This window comes from Pontibacter sp. HSC-14F20 (assembly GCF_019599265.1).
Taxonomy (GTDB): Bacteria; Bacteroidota; Bacteroidia; order Cytophagales; family Hymenobacteraceae; genus Pontibacter.
This window is the reverse complement of sequence record NZ_JAHZTC010000010.1, coordinates 96,466-114,886: the sequence shown is the minus strand read 5'-3', so window position 1 is coordinate 114,886 and position 18,421 is coordinate 96,466. Positions and strand designations below refer to the sequence as shown.

General features: G+C 50.8%; 20 protein-coding genes. 10 read left to right on the top strand and 10 right to left on the bottom strand.

What is annotated here, in order from left to right; translation table 11 throughout:
- The first annotated feature begins 30 nt into the window (after positions 1-30).
- Entirely contained in the window at positions 31-207 is a 177-nt protein-coding gene (locus K3G39_RS11750) for a hypothetical protein (RefSeq protein ID WP_220626351.1), read from the top strand.
- Positions 208-230: 23 nt separating this feature from the next.
- Positions 231-443, top strand: a complete 213-nt coding sequence (locus tag K3G39_RS11745; protein WP_220626350.1) for a hypothetical protein — start codon at positions 231-233, stop codon at positions 441-443.
- A gap of 2 nt (positions 444-445) precedes the next feature.
- Here the strand turns inward: K3G39_RS11745 and K3G39_RS11740 are convergent, their stop codons facing one another.
- Positions 446-1,348: a histone deacetylase gene (locus K3G39_RS11740; RefSeq protein ID WP_220626349.1), complete on the bottom strand. Its 903-nt coding sequence runs from the start codon at positions 1,346-1,348 to the stop codon at positions 446-448.
- A gap of 561 nt (positions 1,349-1,909) precedes the next feature.
- On the opposite strand from K3G39_RS11740, the gene K3G39_RS11735 reads away from it, so the two are divergent.
- The 3 genes from K3G39_RS11735 to K3G39_RS11725 all read left to right on the top strand — a co-directional run bounded on the left by K3G39_RS11735 (position 1,910) and on the right by K3G39_RS11725 (position 4,106).
- On the top strand, positions 1,910-2,539 hold the full coding sequence (locus K3G39_RS11735; protein WP_220626348.1) for a porin family protein: 630 nt from the start codon (positions 1,910-1,912) through the stop codon (positions 2,537-2,539).
- Positions 2,540-2,713: 174 nt separating this feature from the next.
- Positions 2,714-3,436 (top strand): YceI family protein, encoded by a 723-nt coding sequence (locus tag K3G39_RS11730; RefSeq protein WP_220626347.1) that lies wholly within the window; start codon positions 2,714-2,716, stop codon positions 3,434-3,436.
- A gap of 124 nt (positions 3,437-3,560) precedes the next feature.
- Complete coding sequence (locus K3G39_RS11725) at positions 3,561-4,106, top strand: hypothetical protein (RefSeq protein WP_255594263.1); 546 nt, start codon at positions 3,561-3,563, stop codon at positions 4,104-4,106.
- Between the two features lie 123 nt (positions 4,107-4,229).
- On the opposite strand, the gene K3G39_RS11720 is transcribed toward K3G39_RS11725, so the two are convergent.
- Positions 4,230-4,787 (bottom strand): type 1 glutamine amidotransferase domain-containing protein, encoded by a 558-nt coding sequence (locus tag K3G39_RS11720; protein WP_220626346.1) that lies wholly within the window; start codon positions 4,785-4,787, stop codon positions 4,230-4,232.
- Positions 4,788-4,901: 114 nt separating this feature from the next.
- On the opposite strand from K3G39_RS11720, the gene K3G39_RS11715 reads away from it, so the two are divergent.
- Positions 4,902-5,399, top strand: coding sequence for a TlpA family protein disulfide reductase (locus K3G39_RS11715; RefSeq protein WP_255594262.1), 498 nt, complete (start codon positions 4,902-4,904; stop codon positions 5,397-5,399).
- 20 nt (positions 5,400-5,419) lie between these two features.
- Positions 5,420-6,055 carry a thioredoxin family protein gene (locus K3G39_RS11710; RefSeq protein WP_220626345.1) on the top strand — a complete coding sequence of 212 codons (636 nt, stop codon included), beginning with the start codon at positions 5,420-5,422 and terminating at the stop codon, positions 6,053-6,055.
- A 1-nt stretch (position 6,056) separates the two neighbouring features.
- On the opposite strand, the gene K3G39_RS11705 is transcribed toward K3G39_RS11710, so the two are convergent.
- Positions 6,057-6,434, bottom strand: coding sequence for a hypothetical protein (locus K3G39_RS11705; RefSeq protein WP_220626344.1), 378 nt, complete (start codon positions 6,432-6,434; stop codon positions 6,057-6,059).
- A 292-nt stretch (positions 6,435-6,726) separates the two neighbouring features.
- On the opposite strand from K3G39_RS11705, the gene K3G39_RS11700 reads away from it, so the two are divergent.
- The 3 genes from K3G39_RS11700 to K3G39_RS11690 all read left to right on the top strand — a co-directional run bounded on the left by K3G39_RS11700 (position 6,727) and on the right by K3G39_RS11690 (position 9,216).
- Positions 6,727-7,350 carry a C40 family peptidase gene (locus K3G39_RS11700; RefSeq protein WP_220626343.1) on the top strand — a complete coding sequence of 208 codons (624 nt, stop codon included), beginning with the start codon at positions 6,727-6,729 and terminating at the stop codon, positions 7,348-7,350.
- Between the two features lie 179 nt (positions 7,351-7,529).
- Positions 7,530-8,213, top strand: coding sequence for a YkvA family protein (locus tag K3G39_RS21165; RefSeq protein WP_220626342.1), 684 nt, complete (start codon positions 7,530-7,532; stop codon positions 8,211-8,213).
- A 262-nt stretch (positions 8,214-8,475) separates the two neighbouring features.
- Positions 8,476-9,216, top strand: a complete 741-nt coding sequence (locus tag K3G39_RS11690) for a SprT family zinc-dependent metalloprotease (RefSeq protein WP_220626341.1) — start codon at positions 8,476-8,478, stop codon at positions 9,214-9,216.
- A 162-nt stretch (positions 9,217-9,378) separates the two neighbouring features.
- Here K3G39_RS11690 and K3G39_RS11685 read toward each other — a convergent pair whose 3' ends face one another.
- The 7 genes from K3G39_RS11685 to K3G39_RS11655 all read right to left on the bottom strand — a co-directional run bounded on the left by K3G39_RS11685 (position 9,379) and on the right by K3G39_RS11655 (position 18,417).
- Positions 9,379-9,636, bottom strand: a complete 258-nt coding sequence (locus K3G39_RS11685; protein ID WP_220626340.1) for an acyl carrier protein — start codon at positions 9,634-9,636, stop codon at positions 9,379-9,381.
- Between the two features lie 3 nt (positions 9,637-9,639).
- Positions 9,640-13,074 (bottom strand): efflux RND transporter permease subunit, encoded by a 3,435-nt coding sequence (locus tag K3G39_RS11680; RefSeq protein WP_220626339.1) that lies wholly within the window; start codon positions 13,072-13,074, stop codon positions 9,640-9,642.
- Between the two features lie 18 nt (positions 13,075-13,092).
- Positions 13,093-14,241 (bottom strand): efflux RND transporter periplasmic adaptor subunit, encoded by a 1,149-nt coding sequence (locus tag K3G39_RS11675; protein ID WP_220626338.1) that lies wholly within the window; start codon positions 14,239-14,241, stop codon positions 13,093-13,095.
- Between the two features lie 31 nt (positions 14,242-14,272).
- Positions 14,273-15,748: a TolC family protein gene (locus tag K3G39_RS11670; protein ID WP_220626337.1), complete on the bottom strand. Its 1,476-nt coding sequence runs from the start codon at positions 15,746-15,748 to the stop codon at positions 14,273-14,275.
- 20 nt (positions 15,749-15,768) lie between these two features.
- Entirely contained in the window at positions 15,769-16,401 is a 633-nt protein-coding gene (locus K3G39_RS11665) for a TetR/AcrR family transcriptional regulator (protein ID WP_255594261.1), read from the bottom strand.
- Positions 16,402-16,649: 248 nt separating this feature from the next.
- A complete protein-coding gene (locus tag K3G39_RS11660) occupies positions 16,650-17,393 on the bottom strand; it encodes a LytTR family DNA-binding domain-containing protein (RefSeq protein ID WP_220626336.1) in 744 nt (247 codons plus the stop codon).
- Positions 17,368-18,417, bottom strand: a complete 1,050-nt coding sequence (locus K3G39_RS11655) for a sensor histidine kinase (protein ID WP_220626335.1) — start codon at positions 18,415-18,417, stop codon at positions 17,368-17,370. The genes K3G39_RS11660 and K3G39_RS11655 overlap by 26 nt, the downstream gene beginning before the upstream one ends.
- Positions 18,418-18,421 lie beyond the last annotated feature (4 nt).

The window sequence follows — 18,421 nt, the reverse complement described above, 5'->3', positions numbered from 1 at the left end:
CCTTAACAAGGTATACAAACCAACTCCCTTATGATGCGACGGATCAACGTGCCTTACCTGCTTTCGGTACTGCTGGCTGCCGTGGCGTTTTATTTCGCCTGGTCCCGTGAGTTTGTGACGAATGTATGGCTGGCACTAACCCTTATTGCAACGCTGCTACCGGCTATCTATCTGGTACTGCGGCACGCCCGCAACTGGTATAGCTGAATCGCTCACTTAACCCTTTTGACATGAACAAAAGCACGCTCAACTTCTGGATCCTTTTCATAGTTTCCATTATTATCTCAGTCCTGGTTATCTCTGTCTTTGTAAAAGTGCTCAAGATTGCGCTGTTTGTGATCCTGGTACTTGTACTGGCTCCGATCGTTTACATTGTGCTCAAGCTGCTGCTCCCGGGAGCAAGAGGTAAGAGCGAGGACGATAAGCTGAAATCCAGACCCTAGGCTCAGAAAAAGAGCTGCTGCGCCAGCCGGAAGGTGTTGGCGTGCGCCTCTATAATGTGCACGATCTGTTTGGAGTAGCCGCCGCCCATACTTACCGTGACAGGTATACGGTGGCGCGCGCAGGCCTCCAGCACCATGCGGTCGCGGACTTTGCAGCCCGCTATGCTCATACCCAGTTTCCCGAGCTTGTCGGTCGCCAGCACATCCACCCCCGATTGAAAAAACACAAACTCCGGTTGTTGCTCATCCAGCAGCCGTGGCAGGTGCTCTCCCAGTAGTTTCAGGTAAGTTTTGTCATCTGTGCCCTCCGCCAGTGGCACATCCAGATCCGACTGCTCTTTGTGGAAAGGATAGTTGTGCCCGCCGTGCATGCTGAAGGTGAACACCCGCGGCTCGTCCCGGAATATCTGCGCCGTGCCATTGCCTTGGTGCACGTCCAAATCCACTACCAGTACTTTTTTGATGCCCTTATACCTGAGCAGATGATTGGCCGCAATGGCAATATCGTTGAGCAGACAGAAGCCCTCGCCCCTATCCGTAAAGGCATGGTGCGTACCGCCGGCGATGTTCATGCCGATACCGAACTCCAGCGCAAACAAGGCAGCCTGCAGCGTACCATTCATGATCACTACCTCCCGCTGCACCAGCTGCTCTGATAACGGAAAACCCGTTTTTCGGATCTCCGACGGACTCAGTTCCAGGTTGCGCAGGCGCTGCCAGTAGGTGGCGTCGTGGGTGTCGAGGATGTACTGTTCTTGGAGAGGCTCGGGCGCGAAGAGGTTGTCGTAGGTGATGGTGCCTTCGTAAAGCAGCTGCTCGGGCAGCAGGTCGTACTTGACCATCGGGAAGCGATGGCCTTCGGGCAGGGAGTGGGCAAATATCTCGGACCAGGCAATTTTCAACATCGTGTAAAATTAACATTTATACACCGAATCTGGTTTATCCACCACCTCATTTTACTTTGGAGCAAGCGTCTAAACCTGCTCTTGCATTATCAGATTCTGGTCTGCTTTATGGCGCTGTTTCGCACCGCTTACACCTGATTTTCAGTGCAATTATGTACGCACAACATTATGTAAAGCACCCTATGCACACCAGTGCATAAATTCATGAAACCCTATATAATTGCCCACAAATGCACATTCAGAATGTGGAAAAATGTGGATAACTATGTTGATTATGGTGAATTATCCACCAATTCATGTTAACTCTATGTTAATTTCAGGTAAATTTTAATCTCCTCCTCTTCTATTTAGCAAATCCCCTGGGTCAGGCTTTACAGGGAGCAGTGCAAAAAACGCGCCATCTGCTTTCAATTCATCTCTCCCAAAAGCTATACCTAATCGTCTGAACGAAAGTCGCATGCAACCTTCATTACTCTAAAACGATATATAGCTATACATATATAAAATTCATACTTTGGTCTGCCCGTGGCAGGCTCTCACAGAAACCAATGACCCAACACGATGAAAAAACCCATACTTTTCCTAATTGCCTGCCTGATCTCAACAGTTACTTTTGCCCAGTCAGACTATGGTCCCTCGGCAGGACAGCAAAATCACAACCTGTTTAGCGGGACTGGCTCTAACTCAGGATTTGGCATAAAAGGCGGCGTGAACTTTGCCACCCTTCGCGGCAGCGACAAAGAGGTGTTGGGCAATTTCAGCGGCCTCACCACTTTCCATGCTGGTGTCTATACCCAGTTTTCGTTAGGCAATGTATTCTCTATACAGCCCGAGGCGCTTTACTCCCGCAAAGGCATCGAGCGCAACGACTCCACCTTCCGCTTCGACTACCTGGAAGTGCCGATTCTGGCCGTTTTTAATATCACGGAGAATGTGAGCGTGCACTTTGGTCCGCAGGTAGGTGTGCTGATGTCAGCCAAAGAAGAAGACACGGAAGTGGGTATAGAACCACTCAATACCTTTGCCTATGGCATAGCGGCCGGAGCCGAAGCACGATTGAGCATCTTCAGGCTGGGTGCCCGCTATAACCTGGGGTTGGAGGACCTTCGGAAGGAAACTAATCAGGGACAGAAGATCAATCAGGATATAAAACACGGCGTATTTCAGGTATACCTGGGCCTTGGCTTTTAAACATTACGCACCTCCGATCTTCTCTATTCAGGGACCTGGCAACAGGTCCCTTTTTTGTTTTAGTTAAGGTATAGCACGCTCATTTTTAGCTATTTGTCTATGTATGACGTATTTTATAATGTTGAGACAATGCTAAAACCACCCCCTGTGTTGCCGGACACAGTGCTTAAAATTATGAACACGTACAGACCACAACCGCTCTATACCTTACTTTGGGCTCTGTTGGCAATTGCCGGTATGGCCTGCGACACCACTGTAAATACTGACGAAGCCGAAGTGGGTGCTGCCGTACGCTACATGGCTCCGTTTAATAATGACCAGACCTTTCAGATAGATACGACTGCAAGCTCCGTTACCTGGATAGGCGCCAAAGTGACGGGCCGTCATAATGGCCTTATACCTATCAGGCAGGGCAGAATTACGCTGCACAATGGCGAGCTGCATGGCGGGAAAGTGATCTTTGACATGGCCAGTGTGCGTTCGGATGATAAGTCTATTGACAAGGCAGGGAACACGAAACTGACAACCCACCTGCGCTCTACCGAATTTTTTGCCGTAGAGCAATACCCTGCCGCTTCCTTTGTAATTACCTCCATTGCCCCATACGACAGCACGGACCGACAAGAGGCGCCAGCCACGGCAGGGAATACAAAACAGTTGCGCATCCAAGACCCTAACCACAAAATAACAGGCAACCTTACCATAAAGGATATCACTAAAAGCATCAGTTTTCCGGCCAAAGTTGAATTGGTAGATACCCTGTTGCGCGCCCGAGCCAACTTCAACATCGACCGCACACACTGGAAGCTCAATTATGGTGCTGACAAATCGCTCGGAAACAGGACGATATACCCGGCTGTAAATATTGGACTTGACATAGTAGCCCACCGCCAATAAACTGCACAGCAAACACTTATACCTGCAACTGCGTTACAGCAATTGTACTGTTCCTACATTTATTCCGGCTCAGCTATGCTAAACTCACCCACAATACGTTCCTACACAAACCAATTGTGAACATATGATGAGAAAATACCTTTGCCTGTTGCCGCTTTTGCTACTCTGCCTCACGGCCAACGCCCAGGGCAACGCCATAGCGGCATTTAACTTAGAACAGGCAGAGACGCTGAAGTTCGGGATGCTGGCACTGGGGCTTTGGGCACTGATCAACATCCTGATTAGCAGCATCAAACTCACCAAGTCGTCGCGTAACAGGCGCTACTTTTTCCAGATGAATATTTACTGGAACATCGTCAACCTGATCATCGCGGGCGGCTCGCTCTATTATACCTTGTCGGTAGACGCAGGCGCGCGCACTTTGCCCGAAACCGTGGACTACCACCAGTGGGTTTTGAAGCTGCTATACTTGAGCATCGGCCTGGACCTTGCTTTTCTGATGCTGGCTGCCTACCTCAAAGAAAGCTCCCTGAGTTCGCCAAAGGCAGAGCAATACCTCGGCTACGGGCAGGCAATTACGCTGCAGGCATTCTTTCTGCTGATACTCGATATTACGTTGGTTGTGCTGCTGGATGGTCGCTCCGAACAACTGCTGCGCCTGCTGCAGTAGGGCCTTTAAGTTCTAACTCAAATTGTCCCCTCATACCTAGCTAAGGTATAGGTATAACAAAAGCCGTTGCGCTATACCTGTTTAGGTATAGCGCAACGGCTTTTTATCAACTCCAGATCGTACTTAGCGCGGCTCGTGGCGGCCTTCGGCAAACTCCTCAATTATCTTTTTGTTGAAGGCAGGTATATCGTCCGGTTTGCGGCTCGTCACCAAGCCATTATCCACTACCACTTCCTGGTCCACCCACTCGGCACCGGCGTTATTCAGGTCAGTTTTTAAGGTATGGTAGCTGGTCATTTTTTTGCCCTTCAGTTTGCCGGTCTCAATTAGCGTCCAGGGGCCGTGGCAGATGGCGGCGACCGGTTTTCCGCTTTCCATGAACTTGCTCACAAAGCTTACCACCTGCTCGTTCACGCGTAGCTTATCAGGACTCATCACACCGCCGGGCAGCAAAAGGCCGTTGTAGTCATCGGCATTTACATTGTCTATGGTTTTGTCTACCTTGAATTTGTCACCCCAGTCGGTGTGGTTCCAGCCTTTTACTTCGCCTTCTTTCAGGGCAATGAGGTGCGTTTCAGCACCGGCCTCTTCCAGGGCTTTTTTCGGTTCGGTTAGCTCTACCTGCTCAAATCCATCGGTTACTACGATTGCTATCTTTTTTCCTTTCAGATTATTAGCCATTCTAAGTTCATTTTTTTAGTTTAACATGCGTATAGCTTATTCAAAACGATTTGGAGGGCAAATTGTTAGAACAAAAAGCAGCAATAGCCCTGCTTCCTCTTTCGTTATAATGCCATGACCGTATATCTGAAACAACTTATTTTACTGTTGGCACTGGGCTTTATCTCCAGCACAGCAGCACAGGCCCAAACCGTTACCACCATCAAGTTCGATCAGTTACAGGAGCTACGCCAGGCGCCGCACGATACGCTGTATGTGGTGAATTTCTGGGCCACGTGGTGCAAGCCCTGCATCAAAGAAATACCTTATTTTGAGGCTGCTAACGCAAAATACAAAGACCAGCCCGTGCGCGTAATTCTGGTGAGTATGGATGCTGTGCAGGACAAGGAGAAGCGTGTGCTGCCTTTTGTGAAGAAACGCAACCTGCAGTCGCAGCTATACCTGCTCGACGAGCCCGACGGCAACACGTGGATCGACCGCATTGAGCCGAAGTGGTCGGGTGCTATACCTGCCACCATGTTTTTCAACAACAAGCGCGGGCAGTACAAGTTTATTGAACGCGAAATTTCGGAGCAGGAACTTCAGGAACTGATCACCAAGTATAAACTATAACCTCAAACAAATCCATAACTATGAAGAATAACCGAATACCGTTCCTTTACATGGCCTGCCTGCTGCTGGTGGGTGTGCTGATGGCAGCTATACCTGCCTCCAACAACTCCGGTTACCAGGTAGGCGACACGGCCCGCGACTTTAAACTGAAGAACGTGGATGGCAAAATGGTTTCGATGGCCGACTACAAAGATGCCAAAGGCTTTATCGTGACCTTTACATGTAACACCTGCCCCTACTCTGTAGCTTACGAAGACCGCATCATCGATCTGCACAACAAGTATGCGCCCAAAGGCTACCCGGTTATAGCTATCAACCCTAACGATGTGAAGGAATCGCCAAAGGACTCTTACAAACACATGCAGGTGCGTGCCAAGGAGAAAAAATTCCCTTTCCCGTATGTGTATGACGAAACGCAGGAAATTACCAAAGCCTACGGTGCCACCCGCACACCGCATCTGTATGTGGTAGACAAGCAAAAAGACGGCACGTTCAAAGTAGCTTACATTGGCACCATAGACGATAATTCACGTGAGCCGGAGAAGGTAAAAAAGAAATACGCCGAGGCTGCGCTGGACGAATTGGTAGCCGGTAAAGCCGTGAGCCAGCCGAACACGAAGGCGATCGGTTGCACCATCAAATGGCGCGAAGCGTAGACTAAACTTCTTTTTTAATATCAATTGGCAAAGGCAGTTCGGTCGGTTTGATCGAGCTGTCTGCTTTTTGGGCCACCGGTAAATCAATTTCACCCTTCAAACCGGCAATGCGGGCCTCCACTTCGTACTTGTTGTTGTAGTAACCCACCCGCATCGACTCGCGCAGGTATAGCCAAAGGAAACGCAGGTAGCCGTGTTCCTGAAACTGCCGGATGTGGCAAAGCTCGTGCGCCAGCCAGCTTTTGTCTTTTAGAAAGCCGTCGCGTTTCACACCACTCAGGTGTATGGTTTTGCCCAGCACCATGGCCACATTGCTGCTCTTGAGCACCAGGCGGGCAATGCGCGCAAAGGGCGAGTTCTCCACAATTTTATACTTCATTTTTGTAAGCTTATACCTGAATAAAATATCCCTGAGAGTTACATCCCAAAGCGCAAAACCGAGCGAACGTAGCAGCTTTAATGGCAAACCCTATACCTGTTTCCCGTGAACATCAGCGGTTTAGTATATTGCCAGTTTAGAAAATTGTACCTACTTTTGCTACCTTGTTCGCCAATATTTGTATCGGGCGGACAGGTTGCAGGGTATAAATTGCATTTCCAGACCTATACCACTCTACAACCATACGGTGACAAAGTTTGCTGCCACGGCAGTGTTAAACATGCTAAACCCTATGACAAAAACAATCATACTGAGTATTCTGGCCCTTATCTCCATTGCTCTTTCTTTCTTCTACGAAGTAAAAAAGCCGGAGTCGACGCCAGTCAAAACAGAAACGGTTGCTCTCATGCTATACCCTGTCCAGACCGGAGAGGACATTGCCAGAGCGCTCGAGCTACCACCTATACCACTAGACCTAAGCGAACCTATAGACTCGGCCTTCTACCAGCGCTACTCCCGCAAACTCGGACTGAAACTTGATTACAACGAGGACAAGGATCTGCTCGAAACCATAACCAAGTGGCTGGGCACACCTTACAGCTATGGCAGCAGCTCCAAAAGGGGCACCGACTGCTCCGGTTTTGTAACCCGCGTCTACAGCGACGTATACGGCATCGACCTGAGCCGCAGTTCCCGCTCCATGTTCGACGACGTCACCCGCATCCGCAAAGACAGTATACGCACCGGCGATCTGGTATTCTTCCGCCGCAGCCCCAGGCAACCGATCTTTCATGTGGGCATCTACCTAAAGGACAACAAGTTTGTGCACTCTGCCACAAGCGGAGGCGTGATGGTTAGCTCGCTGAAAGAGCCCTACTACCGCAACTACTATTATGCGGCGGGCCGTGTAGATTAGCGCTATACCTTCGTGAAGAAAATTTAAGAACGGGTGGCAGCATAATGCGCCCGTTTTTCGTTTACAGGATAGAACAAAATTACTTGTAGCAAGGTATAGGAAGCTTGTTAAGAGTTGAGCAACTTGCGCCCGATTCGCATAACCCCTGAACTGGGGCCATCCAAAATCACAGACACTTTATGACAGATCAGAATACGCAAAACCAGCAACAACAAAGCCCGGACGGAAAGACCATTTCCCAGAGCCCTCTGTTTAAGAACATCCTCAAAAAGGCCGAGAAGTATCTGGAGCACCCTTCGCAGGTTATCAAGCTTTTGAACGACGCCTTTAAGAAGGCCACCGCCAAGAAAAGCCTGGGATCCATTGCCGCCGAGGTATGGGAAAGCTTCCAGGTGCTTTCGCACATGATCAAGTCTGCGATAAACGGCGAGTACAAAGGTATACCCAACACGACGCTTGTTGGAGGTATCGCTGTCATCCTTTACTTCCTGATGCCGATTGATCTTATACCTGACTTTATACCTGTTATCGGTCTACTGGACGATGCAACTTTGCTTGCCTGGTTCATGACCAGCATTAAGTCGGAGCTTGACAAATTCAAAGAGTGGGACGAGGATCGTCTGGCTCATCAGAAATCTGTACATATCATGGAGCCGCACCATGCCGATAGTTCTTTTGGCACCCCTAAGTACAGCGACCAGCCTGCCGGCACAACTGAAGTACAATACGAAGGCGTTTCACAGGGACAAAGTAGCGAAGAAAAAGGGCACCATGAGCCAATCGTGCGCGCCGCCACAACCGACAGCAGCCGTGTAGCCAAAGACCCGCACGACGACCTGCCGGAAGGCGGCAATATTCGCTAGCCAGGTTAACAGTACGAATTGAAAAAAGCTGCCCCGGAGGCAGCTTTTTTTATGCCATTTTAGCGCCTCAGGAAGGTATAGCAGCAGGCCAGATAAGCCCGTAACATGGCTTAAAAAAATACATAACGCCTACACAATATAGTACTATTCAAATACAGAAAATTTAAAAGTTTTAGAAAAAAGCCGTCTGACGATTAGTTTCTTAAGGAATTAATTTTCTATATTTGGACTGATGATTGTGTATTTTTAACTTTTAGCCAAGGTGTCTTCATCATTTCTACGACTAACATCCGTTAATCTTCACATCGACGGAATCGGGAAGGTTCTGATCGAACGAAGCGACAAGGCCAAGCGTCTTAGCATCAGTGTGCGCCCCATTAAAGGTATACGCGTGGCAGTGCCTCCCCATATCAGCTTTGAGAAAGCCGAACAGCTTATTTATACCAAGAGCGATTGGATAAAAGAGCACCAGGCCCGCATGAAGCAGCAGGAAGCCCGCGTGACTATGTACGATGGCAACACTGATTTTAAGACCCGCAGCCATTCCCTGCGCCTGCTTACACATGCCCAGTATACCATGCGCTGCGTGATCGAGAACGGGTACATCAACGTGTTCTATCCGGCCTACAAAGACGTGCGCGACAACGACGTGCAGAAGTTTATCCGCAAGTCGATTGAGGAGGCTTACCGTAAAGAGGCCAAAGGGTATTTGCCGGAACGTGTGAAGTTTTTTGCCGACAAGTTTGGCTTCGACTATCAGAATGTGTTCATCAAAAACGCCAAGTCGCGTTGGGGAAGTTGCTCGCACACGAACAACATCAACCTGAACCTGCACCTGATGCGCCTGCCCGACTCACTTTGCGACTATGTGATCCTGCATGAGCTGGCACACACCATTGAGAAAAACCACGGTCCGGGTTTCTGGTCGCTGCTCGACAAGGTATGTCCTAACTCAAAGGCGCTCGACCAAAAGCTAAAAGCCTACCGTATTTCCATTTACTAACCCGACTGCTTATTGACAGAACGCTTACTATAACTTTTGAAAACGTACGCAACGACAACTACATAGGAGTGCTGTTCGTCTGTTAGTGCTGTTGTTTATCAAATAAAAAGCGGCCGGGGTTTGCACCCCGGCCGCTTCTGTTTAGAGCGTTAAAAATTTCTGTTAGCTGGCTTTCTGCATCGCATGCGATGCCACAAAGTCTACAAAGTCGCCCACCGTATTGATAGGAACTTCATCCGGAATAACAATCTGGAAACTCTTCTCCAACTCCAGGATGATATCTACTACATCCACCATATCAAAGCCGAAATCCTTTTCCAGACGGGCATTTGCCTGCAAACGGGCAGGTCTAATTTCCTTGGTTTTGCTAATGATGCGGATAACCTCGCGCTCAATAGTCTTGTCTGCTGTTGCAATCATATATTATAGGGTGTATTCTCTGACTACTTTTCCGTTTACAGGCACCTCTGTTTCATCCTGAGGTATAATTTTTACGCCGCCTGCGGGCTTTCTTTCTCCTTTGATCTTCGCTCTCAGTCGCTCGTTGAGCAGGTACATCACCGGCACAATAAGCAGCGTGATGATGGTCGCAAAACCCAGGCCAAAAATAATGGTCCAGGCCAGCGGACCCCAGAAGGCAGCACTATCGCCACCCATGAAGAGGTTCGCTTTGAACTCTGTGAACAGGGTATAGAAGTTCAGGTTTATACCTAACGCCAAGGGTATCAGGCCTAGTATAGTTGCCGTTGCCGTTAACAATACCGGGTTCAGACGCGTCTTGCCTGCTTCTACAATTGCTTCCTTCAGGTCACGTCCCTCTGCTATGAGCATATCCGTGAATTCCACGATCAGGATACCGTTTTTCACCACAATACCCGCCAGCGCCACAATACCTACCCCGGTCATCACGATCGAGACATCCATTCCGAAAATGGAGAAGCCCAGCAACACGCCAATGATGCTAAACAGCACCTCCGACAGAATAATGAATGGCTTCGAGATGGAGTTGAACTGCGTTACCAGCACCAGGAAGATGATCAGGAAAGCTGCTACCAGGGCAATCAGCAGGAAGTTGGCTGTTTCCTCCTGTTCCTCCTGCTGTCCGCCCATGCTGATTTCGTAGCCTTCCGGTATTTGAAAATTCTGCAGCGCGCTTCCGATGCTCTGCACTACCTCGTTGGCGTTATACCCGTCCAGCACATTCGACTCCAGCGTTACCACTCTCTTCAGGTCCTTGCGCTTGATACCTCCGTATGACGTACCATATTCTATTGTCGCCAGCGATGAAAGCGGGATTTGCCGCACCAATCCGCTGTTCATGTCGCGGTAGGTGATGCGCATACCCAGCAGGGCATCAATGTTCTTGCGGTAAGGCTCTGCGTAGCGCACCTGTATCGGGTACTCGTCTTCGTCCAGTTTAAACTTGGAGGCCTCGTCGCCGAAAATGGCCGTGCGTAGTTCCATACCTATCTGCCCGGTGGTTATGCCTTCGCGGTTGGCGCGCTCCCGGTCGATGTTGATGATAATCTCCGGCTTGCTGTCTTCCAGGTCGCTGCGGAGTTCTTCTATACCTCCAATTTGCTGCTGCTCTATATAAGTCTGCACCTGTTTCGACAAAGCTACCAAGCCATCAAAGTCCTCACCAGCTATTTCAATACTGATCGGCTTACCCACCGGCGGGCCGTTCTGCTCTTTATCTACCGTGATGTTAGTGCCAGGTATACCGCGTACCGCATCGCGTATTTCGTTCATGTACGCCTGCGTGCTGCGCTCGCCGGTACGGTATTGATACTCAACAAAGGCTACGGTAACCTTTCCCAAGTGAGATTGTGCGGTCACGCTGCGGTCGTTCTGGTCGCCGGCCCCGATCGCCACATTGGAAATAACCGATTCTACATCGTCGTTATTTTCTCCGATTACCCGATAGATGCGCTTCTCTACTTCACGTGTAACTGAGTCTGTCACAAGCTGATCGGTACCGACCGGCATACTGATGTAGGTATAGATGAAGTTCGGGTCAGAATCCGGGAAGAATACTACTTTAGGAGCTCGCAGCCCTGTGAGAAATATTGAGAAAATAAGTAGTCCGAACATGCCTACCAGCATCCAGACAGGGCGTCTGCCTACCAGCATCCAGCGCAACAGGCGCTCGTAGCCCCGCATGAAGCGTGGCAGCGTCGTGTTCTGGAAACCATGGATCATGCGGCGGAACACAAAGCGGTTGAGCAGCACCAGCGCCACAGCCAGCATGATCAGGTTGGCCGTACCGTACCAGCCAGCCAGATAGCCCACTATAGCCACCAGTGCGGCACCCCCTATCAGCAGCCAGAAGTTACGACGGGCCCGCGGGGCAATGTCAGCCTCCTGCTCGTGCTCTCTCTTCATGAAAGAAACCGCAAACACCGGGTTAATGATAAAGGCCACCAGCAACGAAGCCAGCAGCGTTACAATGAGCGTGATAGGCAAAAAGAACATGAACTTACCTACAATGCCTGGCCAGAAAGCCAGCGGAAGGAATGGTGCCACCGTGGTAAGCGTTCCCGCCAACACGGGTACAAACACCTCACCGGCCGCAAGTTTAGCTGACTTCATTACTCCCAGATTAGACTGGTGCAGGATCCGGTGCGTATTCTCGATCACCACAATGGCATCGTCCACGACAATACCCAGGGCTAGCAGAAACGAGAAAAGCACGATCATGTTAAGCGAAAAGCCCAGCACTGGCATCAGCATAAAAGCGATGAACATGGAGATCGGTACCGACAGCCCCACGAAAATGGCGTTAGTCGTACCCATGAAGAACATCAGGATCAGAGTCACCAGCACAAAGCCAATGATGATCGTGTTGATCAGGTCATTGAGGGTGTGGCGCGTCATCGTGGACTGGTCGCCGGTGATTGTCACTTTCAGGTCGCCTGGTAAAACGCTTTCCTGCATGTCCTCTACCAGGGTATGGATGTTGTCAGACGCCTCGATCAGGTTTTCACCGCTTCGCTTGATCACGTTGAGCGTGATAACAGGTGAATTATCAAGACGGGCAAAGCTTTCCTGCTCTTCAAAACCCTCTTTAACCTCGGCAATTTCTTTCAGCTGTATGTTAGCGCCAGATAGCGATTTTACTACAATATCACCGATCTTATTCGGGTCGGTATACTGGCCTACCACACGCACAGAGCGTTTTGTTTCGCCGACCGAAATATTACCACCCGACACCGTCACGTTTTCGGATGCAATGGCCCGACTGATGTCTGCAAAGGTCACTTGCGCAACCTGCATCTTGTAAAGGTCCACGTTTACCTGCACCTCTCTGTCAAGGGCGCCCACCATGTCCACACGCGTAATCTCAGGCTGTGCCTCAATCTGGTCCTGAATATCTTCGGCGTACTTCTTCAGACGGTCGAGGCTATAGTTGCCCGATACGTTGAGGTACATGATCGGAAACTCAGAGAAGTTCACCTCCTGCACGTCCGGGTCCTGGTCGAGGTCGGTAGGCAGATCGGTGCGGGCTTTGTCTACGGCATCTTTTACCAGTTGCTTCGCCTCTACCACATCCACGTCAGTATTAAACTCTACTGTGATCATGGAGAAGTCCTGAATGGAATTGGAGGACACTTCCTTGACTCCCGAAATGGATTTCAGCTGCTTCTCGATGGGGCGGGTCACCAGGTTTTCGATATCGGCCGGCGATGTGCCCGGGTATACAGTTCCCACAAACACTGTCGGGATAACGATATCCGGGAAATTTTCTTTCTGAAGCGTGATGTACGAGAATATACCCCATACCGCGATGATCAAGGTAATGATGTAAATGCTCGTCCTATTATCAATGGACCAATTGGTCGGCTTGAAATATTTCATAGTCTTCGGCTTAAAAAGTTATTGCTGCGCGATACTTTCCTGGTTGAAAACAACCGGCTGCCCCTCATTCACGCTCTGGTATCCTGCTGTAATAATGTAGTCCTGCGCCTTCAGCCCTTTCAGCACCTCTACTTGTCCCTGGTAATTCACGCCTGTCTCCACTTCTTTGCGGGTAGCCACGTAGCGCTCGCCTTGTTTCTGGGCCACATACACATACTGCGATTTCTCGTCACGCTGCACCAGGTTGACAGGTATAATGATGGCGTCTTCTTTCCGGTAGTCCTGTATGCGCACCACGGCCACCAGGTTCGGCCGCAACTCTACATCGACGTTTTTAGGCCGGAGCTCGATGGTGAAGGTTCGGCTGCCGGGGTTGATAAAGCTGCTCACCACATCCACAGTCGCTGTTATTTCCTGATTCAGATCCGGGAAGCGCACCAGAGCTTCGTCCCCTTTGCTTATCCTGGTCAGGTATGCCTCCGACACCTCTGCCACAATTTTAGAGCCGCTTGTATTAACTACCCGGATGATGCCCACGCCCGGTGCTACGGCTTCTCCGGCGTTGGGAATCACGTTATCTACCACACCGCTTACAGGGGCTTTGACATTGTACTGGTCACGCTGCTGCTGCAGGGTAGCCAAGCTACGCTCCAAGGCCTCTTTGTTATTTTTAGCTGTCAGGAACTGCATCTCGGTGCCAATCTTCTGGTTCCAGAGGTTTTTCTGGCGCTCGTATGCCACATTGGCCAGTTCCAGACGGGTGCGCACCTCGGCAATGTTCTGCTCCAGCACCTGCGCGTCTATCGTTGCCATGGTCTGGCCTTTGGTTACCTTGTCGCCACGCTTCACGCGCACGCTAGTGAGTACACCCGGCACTTTGGCGCTCACAAACACGTTTTGGTCGAAATCTACACCGCCCTGCACTTCCAGGTAATGACGGAACGTATCCTGCTGCACCTGTGCCACGGTTACCGGCATGGTCTTCTTTTCAACCGGTCCGCCCTTACCCTCCGCCTTCAGCTCTGCCTCCAGTTGCGCGATCTGCTCCTGCAGCTCGGTCTGCTGTTGCTTCAGTTCGGCCAGTTGTGCCTCTTTGTCGTTGTCCTGGTTGCAGGCGGCCAGGCTTAAGAACAGGGCCAGCGATGAAACTCCAAATATCTTCTTCATAGTTAAGTCGTGTGTAAGCTTTTTGGGTATATTATTTTGTCAGAAGGGTGCCGGTGGCTTTGTCGAGGTTCACTTTTGCAATGAGCGCGTCGTACATGGCGGCGTAGTAGTTGGTTTGTGCTTGGCGCAGATCGGTTTCGGCGGTTACCACTTCCAGGTTAGAGCCTACGCCCTCCTGAAACTTGATCTTGGACACGCGGGCAATCTCTTCGGCCAGCTCCAGGTTCTCGCGCTGCGATGCCAGCACGTCGAGCGAGTTGGTCAGATCAGTGGAGGCCTGTTCCAGTTCCAGGTCTATACCTTGTTCCAGACTTTCAAAACCGAGTTTGGCATTCTCAAGTGTCAGGCGCGATTGCTGTATCTGGTAGTGCTTGCGCAGTCCGTCGAAAATCGGCACCTGCAGCTGCAGCCCCACATAGCCAAAGTCAAAGTAGTTTCTATCTGTCGTGTTATCCTGACCAGCCCTTATGTTCATCACATCTGAAAAAGTGGACCCTACGCCGTTATAACCATAGCGCGCATTCAGGTATAGCTTCGGCAGGTAACCGGAGCGGATGTTGCGCAGGTTCAGCAGGGCGAGGTCACGCTGCGTCTCCAGCACTGAGTATTCGATTCTGTTGCTGTAGTTAAAACCATTCCGAGTAGCCTTGGCCATATCTACCTGCACTTCGCTCAGGCTGTCGGTCAGGACCAATTGCTCTTTCTGCGGCATCCCCATCTGGAATTTGAGCAGGTATTCGCCCAAAATCAGCAAGCGCTCAGTCTTCTGTTTCTCTACATTCAGGTTGTTATAAGTCACCCGCAGCCGGTCCACGTCCAGCTTTTCGGCTACGCCGTTGTCAAACATTACCTGCGTCTGGTTCAGGAGTGTGTCGAGGCGGGTAAGGTTCTGATTGAGGAGCTCCATGCGCTCGCGGCTCACCAATACGCTGTAGTAGGCCTTGGTTACCTGTTCCACCACATCAATTTCGTTCTGCTCGGTGGTTTTGCGCGCGAGGTCGGTATAGGTTTTGGCGGCTTTCAACCCAATCAGATAAGAGCCGTCGAATAAGAGCTGGCTACCCGTAACGGTGAGACTTCCGTTATAAGGCTGCACAAAAGAAATTGCCTGGAGCCCGCCCGATGTCGGAGGTTCTGGCTGCGAGTATATCGGATTGAGAACTATTGGCTGCCCTGAAGCCAACTGTTCAGGAGTAATTACAAAGGGATCTAACACAGACGGGGCTCCGCCAAAACTACTCGGATCAAACAAAGTTTTCTGTTGGATGAAGTTATTGCCAACCTCTGCATTTGCATTAATCTGCGGCAAGCCCATCGCCCGGATCTCCCCTACTTTGGCTTTGTCAATGTCCTGCTGGTTTCGGGCTATTTTCAGGCTCGCGCGGTTCTGCAGGGCATAATCTATACCCTGCTGCAGACTAAAAGCCTGCGGCGTGCCCTGCGCCAGCACCCCGAGCGGGCTGAGCAGGACGAACAGTATCAGTAACAGGCTGCTGTATTTCTTCATAGTTGGAGAGGTATATGCTGTTATTCTTCTTCAGTGATTTGCTTGTAGTCGTTGATCATCTTATGCCCTTTGAGCGTGGCAATGCCGAGCATAAAGTACTCGAGGCTGGCCGTCTGCACATGCAGCAGCTCAAATTGGAAGCGTGGGAACAGGTTCTCGTCAAAAGGCACTTCGATCTGGGCCAGGCGAAGGCGGGCAATTACCTCTACATCCAGATCCTGGCGGAACAGGCCTTCCGAAATACCGCGCTCAAGGTTTTCCTTTATCCGGTGAAGGAAGTCGTGGTTCTTATACTCCTGCCATTTTTTCCAGGCATTGGCGTGGTACTTCTGCAGGTCATAAAAAATGCCGGGGTGAATACTGGCAAAGACCTGGCGGGTAGTTTTCATGATGTTGAAAAGCTCTTCGATGGCGTTGGGGGCCTGGTGCCTGCATCGCTCACAATCAGCGTCAATCGAGCTCAGGTATGAGTTGATGGCCCAATACACGATCTCGTCTTTGTTGCTGAACCACTTGTAAATGGTTTTCTTCGACATAGAAAGGTGCTGCGCAATATCATCGACTGAAGTGCCTTTGATGCCGCGCCGACAGAACAGCCTGAACGCTTCCGTCGCAATCCTGTCTTTTACCGATAGTTGTACTGAAGTTTCCATTTTTATAATTCCAGGGCAAAACTACGGAAACGTTTTTTATCCCGAAAGTTTCCGCAAGTGATTAACAGAATTATTTAGTAAATGTTCAGCTTATCAGAGCGAGGCAAATTTGAAAGGATTTTATGAGGGAGAAAAACTATTTAGACGAACGGGACAAACGCTGATTCAGACACTGACATTTTGCCTCTGAACAGCTGAAAACAAATTCTAAATCAGCCAGATGCAGGTATAGTTATGCTACATGGCGACTAAATCCCCAGCACACTTCGCAGGCGGGTATAGCCGCTTTTGCTCAAAGGTATACGCTCGCCGTTTCGCAGCAAGGCCACATGGCTGTCTTTCTCGAAGGGTTCGATGCGGGTGAGCTGTGACAGGGCCATGATGTATGAGCGGTGCACACGCACAAACTGCGCCGGATTAAGTGCTTTCTCGTAGTAGCCCATGGTCTTTTTCTTGAGGAACACGCCGTCGCGGGTATGGATCTTCACATAGTCGTCGTAGGCCTCCAGGTATAGCACCTCTCCCACAGGTATAATGCGGATGTTGTTGCCGGCCCGCACCACAATGCGGTGTTGCTCTTCGGGCTGTTTGCCGGTTGCTTCCTCCAATGCAGCGATGGCAGGTATAGCCTGTGCGGTCGCCTGACTCTGCAGCCACTTCCGTATAGCCGCATCAAAGCGCTCCATGCTGAAAGGCTTGAGCAGATAATCCACGGCATTGGCCTCGAAAGCCTTGATGGCATACTCGTCGAAGGCGGTGGTGAAGATGACACCGGGGGCCTGTTCTACCAGCTCCAGCATTTCGAATCCGTTGATCTTGGGCATCTGAATATCGAGGAAGACCAGGTCGGGTTGGTGCTGCATAATCGCCTTCACACCTTCAAAGCCATCGCAGCACTCCTGCACGACCTCCAGTTCGGGATAGGCTTGCAGGTATTCAGCCACGATGCTGCGGGCCAGCGGTTCATCATCTATTATCAGGCATTTTTTCATAGTGTTGCGGTATCTTGATGGTGGTTGTGAACTGGTGATCTTGTTGTGAGGTGCGCAGCAAGTCCTGCCGGGCATAAAGCAGGTATAGCCTGCGCTGAATCGAATCGAGCCCAAAGCCAGTGCCTTTGCGGGGCTGACTCGTGGCAGGGTCGTAGGGGTTTTGGGTGGTGATGGTCAGGTAGCCGTCTGCTGTGGTGGCATTTACCTTAATGGCTGTTTCTCCAACCGTGTCGTAGAGCCCGAACTTGATGGCGTTCTCCACGACCGGCTGCAAGAGCAAGGCGGGCAGCTTCAGGCTTTGGCTTTCTTCGGTGGCCTCTACTTCCACCTGCAGCCGGTGTCCGAAGCGGACTTTCTCAATATCCAGGTATAGCTGCAATTGCTTCAGCTCCTCGGTCAAAGGCACCAGCTGGTTGTTGTCCTTACGCAGGGTACCGCGCAGAAAATCGGAAAGCTGTTGCACCATGTTGCGGGCCTGTTCCGGCCGGCTCACCGCCAGGGCACTGATGGAGTTGAGGCTGTTGAACAGAAAATGTGGCTGCAGTTGCTGGCGCAGGTTGTAGAGTTCGGCTTCGCGGGCCAGCTTTTCGGTGGCGGCTTTGCGCTTCTCGGCCTCCTGCAACTCGCGGGTATAGAACCAGAGCCAGGTGAGAAGGAGCATCAAAAGTAGCATCAGCCAGTTAAAAGCCACCCGAACGGCCAGCGTATTATCCACAAAGGTAAGGTAGGTCACTTCCTGCTCGAAGAGGGCGTTGGCCAGCCAGTAAAACACAGTAGTGCTTATACCTGCCAGGCCCAAACTCCAGCCCAGCAAAAAGGCGCCCTGCCGGATACTGGGCTGGTAGAAACGCAGGCCCGTACCTACGGCATAGCCCCCCACTGCCAGCAGCAGGTTTGTCAGGAGCGCATCTGTGAGCAAAAGCCGCGTACTGAAACCTGTTGGCCAAAGCACCAGCAGCAGCACCGCAGACCAGAGCAAGGCCCAGCCCAGGTATAGCATGATTAAACGCACCTGCGACGCCATACCT

Coding starts and splice junctions, on each gene's coding strand:
- K3G39_RS11665 (WP_255594261.1), bottom strand. CDS start 16,401: ATGGAAACTTCAGTACAACTATCGGTAAAAGACAGGATTGCGACGGAA.
- K3G39_RS11710 (WP_220626345.1), top strand. CDS start 5,420: ATGAAGAATAACCGAATACCGTTCCTTTACATGGCCTGCCTGCTGCTG.
- K3G39_RS11670 (WP_220626337.1), bottom strand. CDS start 15,748: ATGAAGAAATACAGCAGCCTGTTACTGATACTGTTCGTCCTGCTCAGC.
- K3G39_RS11725 (WP_255594263.1), top strand. CDS start 3,561: ATGATGAGAAAATACCTTTGCCTGTTGCCGCTTTTGCTACTCTGCCTC.
- K3G39_RS11730 (WP_220626347.1), top strand. CDS start 2,714: ATGAACACGTACAGACCACAACCGCTCTATACCTTACTTTGGGCTCTG.
- K3G39_RS11715 (WP_255594262.1), top strand. CDS start 4,902: ATGACCGTATATCTGAAACAACTTATTTTACTGTTGGCACTGGGCTTT.
- K3G39_RS11740 (WP_220626349.1), bottom strand. CDS start 1,348: ATGTTGAAAATTGCCTGGTCCGAGATATTTGCCCACTCCCTGCCCGAA.
- K3G39_RS11705 (WP_220626344.1), bottom strand. CDS start 6,434: ATGAAGTATAAAATTGTGGAGAACTCGCCCTTTGCGCGCATTGCCCGC.
- K3G39_RS11735 (WP_220626348.1), top strand. CDS start 1,910: ATGAAAAAACCCATACTTTTCCTAATTGCCTGCCTGATCTCAACAGTT.
- K3G39_RS11720 (WP_220626346.1), bottom strand. CDS start 4,787: ATGGCTAATAATCTGAAAGGAAAAAAGATAGCAATCGTAGTAACCGAT.
- K3G39_RS11680 (WP_220626339.1), bottom strand. CDS start 13,074: ATGAAATATTTCAAGCCGACCAATTGGTCCATTGATAATAGGACGAGC.
- K3G39_RS11745 (WP_220626350.1), top strand. CDS start 231: ATGAACAAAAGCACGCTCAACTTCTGGATCCTTTTCATAGTTTCCATT.
- K3G39_RS11675 (WP_220626338.1), bottom strand. CDS start 14,241: ATGAAGAAGATATTTGGAGTTTCATCGCTGGCCCTGTTCTTAAGCCTG.
- K3G39_RS11750 (WP_220626351.1), top strand. CDS start 31: ATGATGCGACGGATCAACGTGCCTTACCTGCTTTCGGTACTGCTGGCT.
- K3G39_RS11700 (WP_220626343.1), top strand. CDS start 6,727: ATGACAAAAACAATCATACTGAGTATTCTGGCCCTTATCTCCATTGCT.
- K3G39_RS11685 (WP_220626340.1), bottom strand. CDS start 9,636: ATGATTGCAACAGCAGACAAGACTATTGAGCGCGAGGTTATCCGCATC.
- K3G39_RS11655 (WP_220626335.1), bottom strand. CDS start 18,417: ATGGCGTCGCAGGTGCGTTTAATCATGCTATACCTGGGCTGGGCCTTG.
- K3G39_RS11660 (WP_220626336.1), bottom strand. CDS start 17,393: ATGAAAAAATGCCTGATAATAGATGATGAACCGCTGGCCCGCAGCATC.
- K3G39_RS21165 (WP_220626342.1), top strand. CDS start 7,530: ATGACAGATCAGAATACGCAAAACCAGCAACAACAAAGCCCGGACGGA.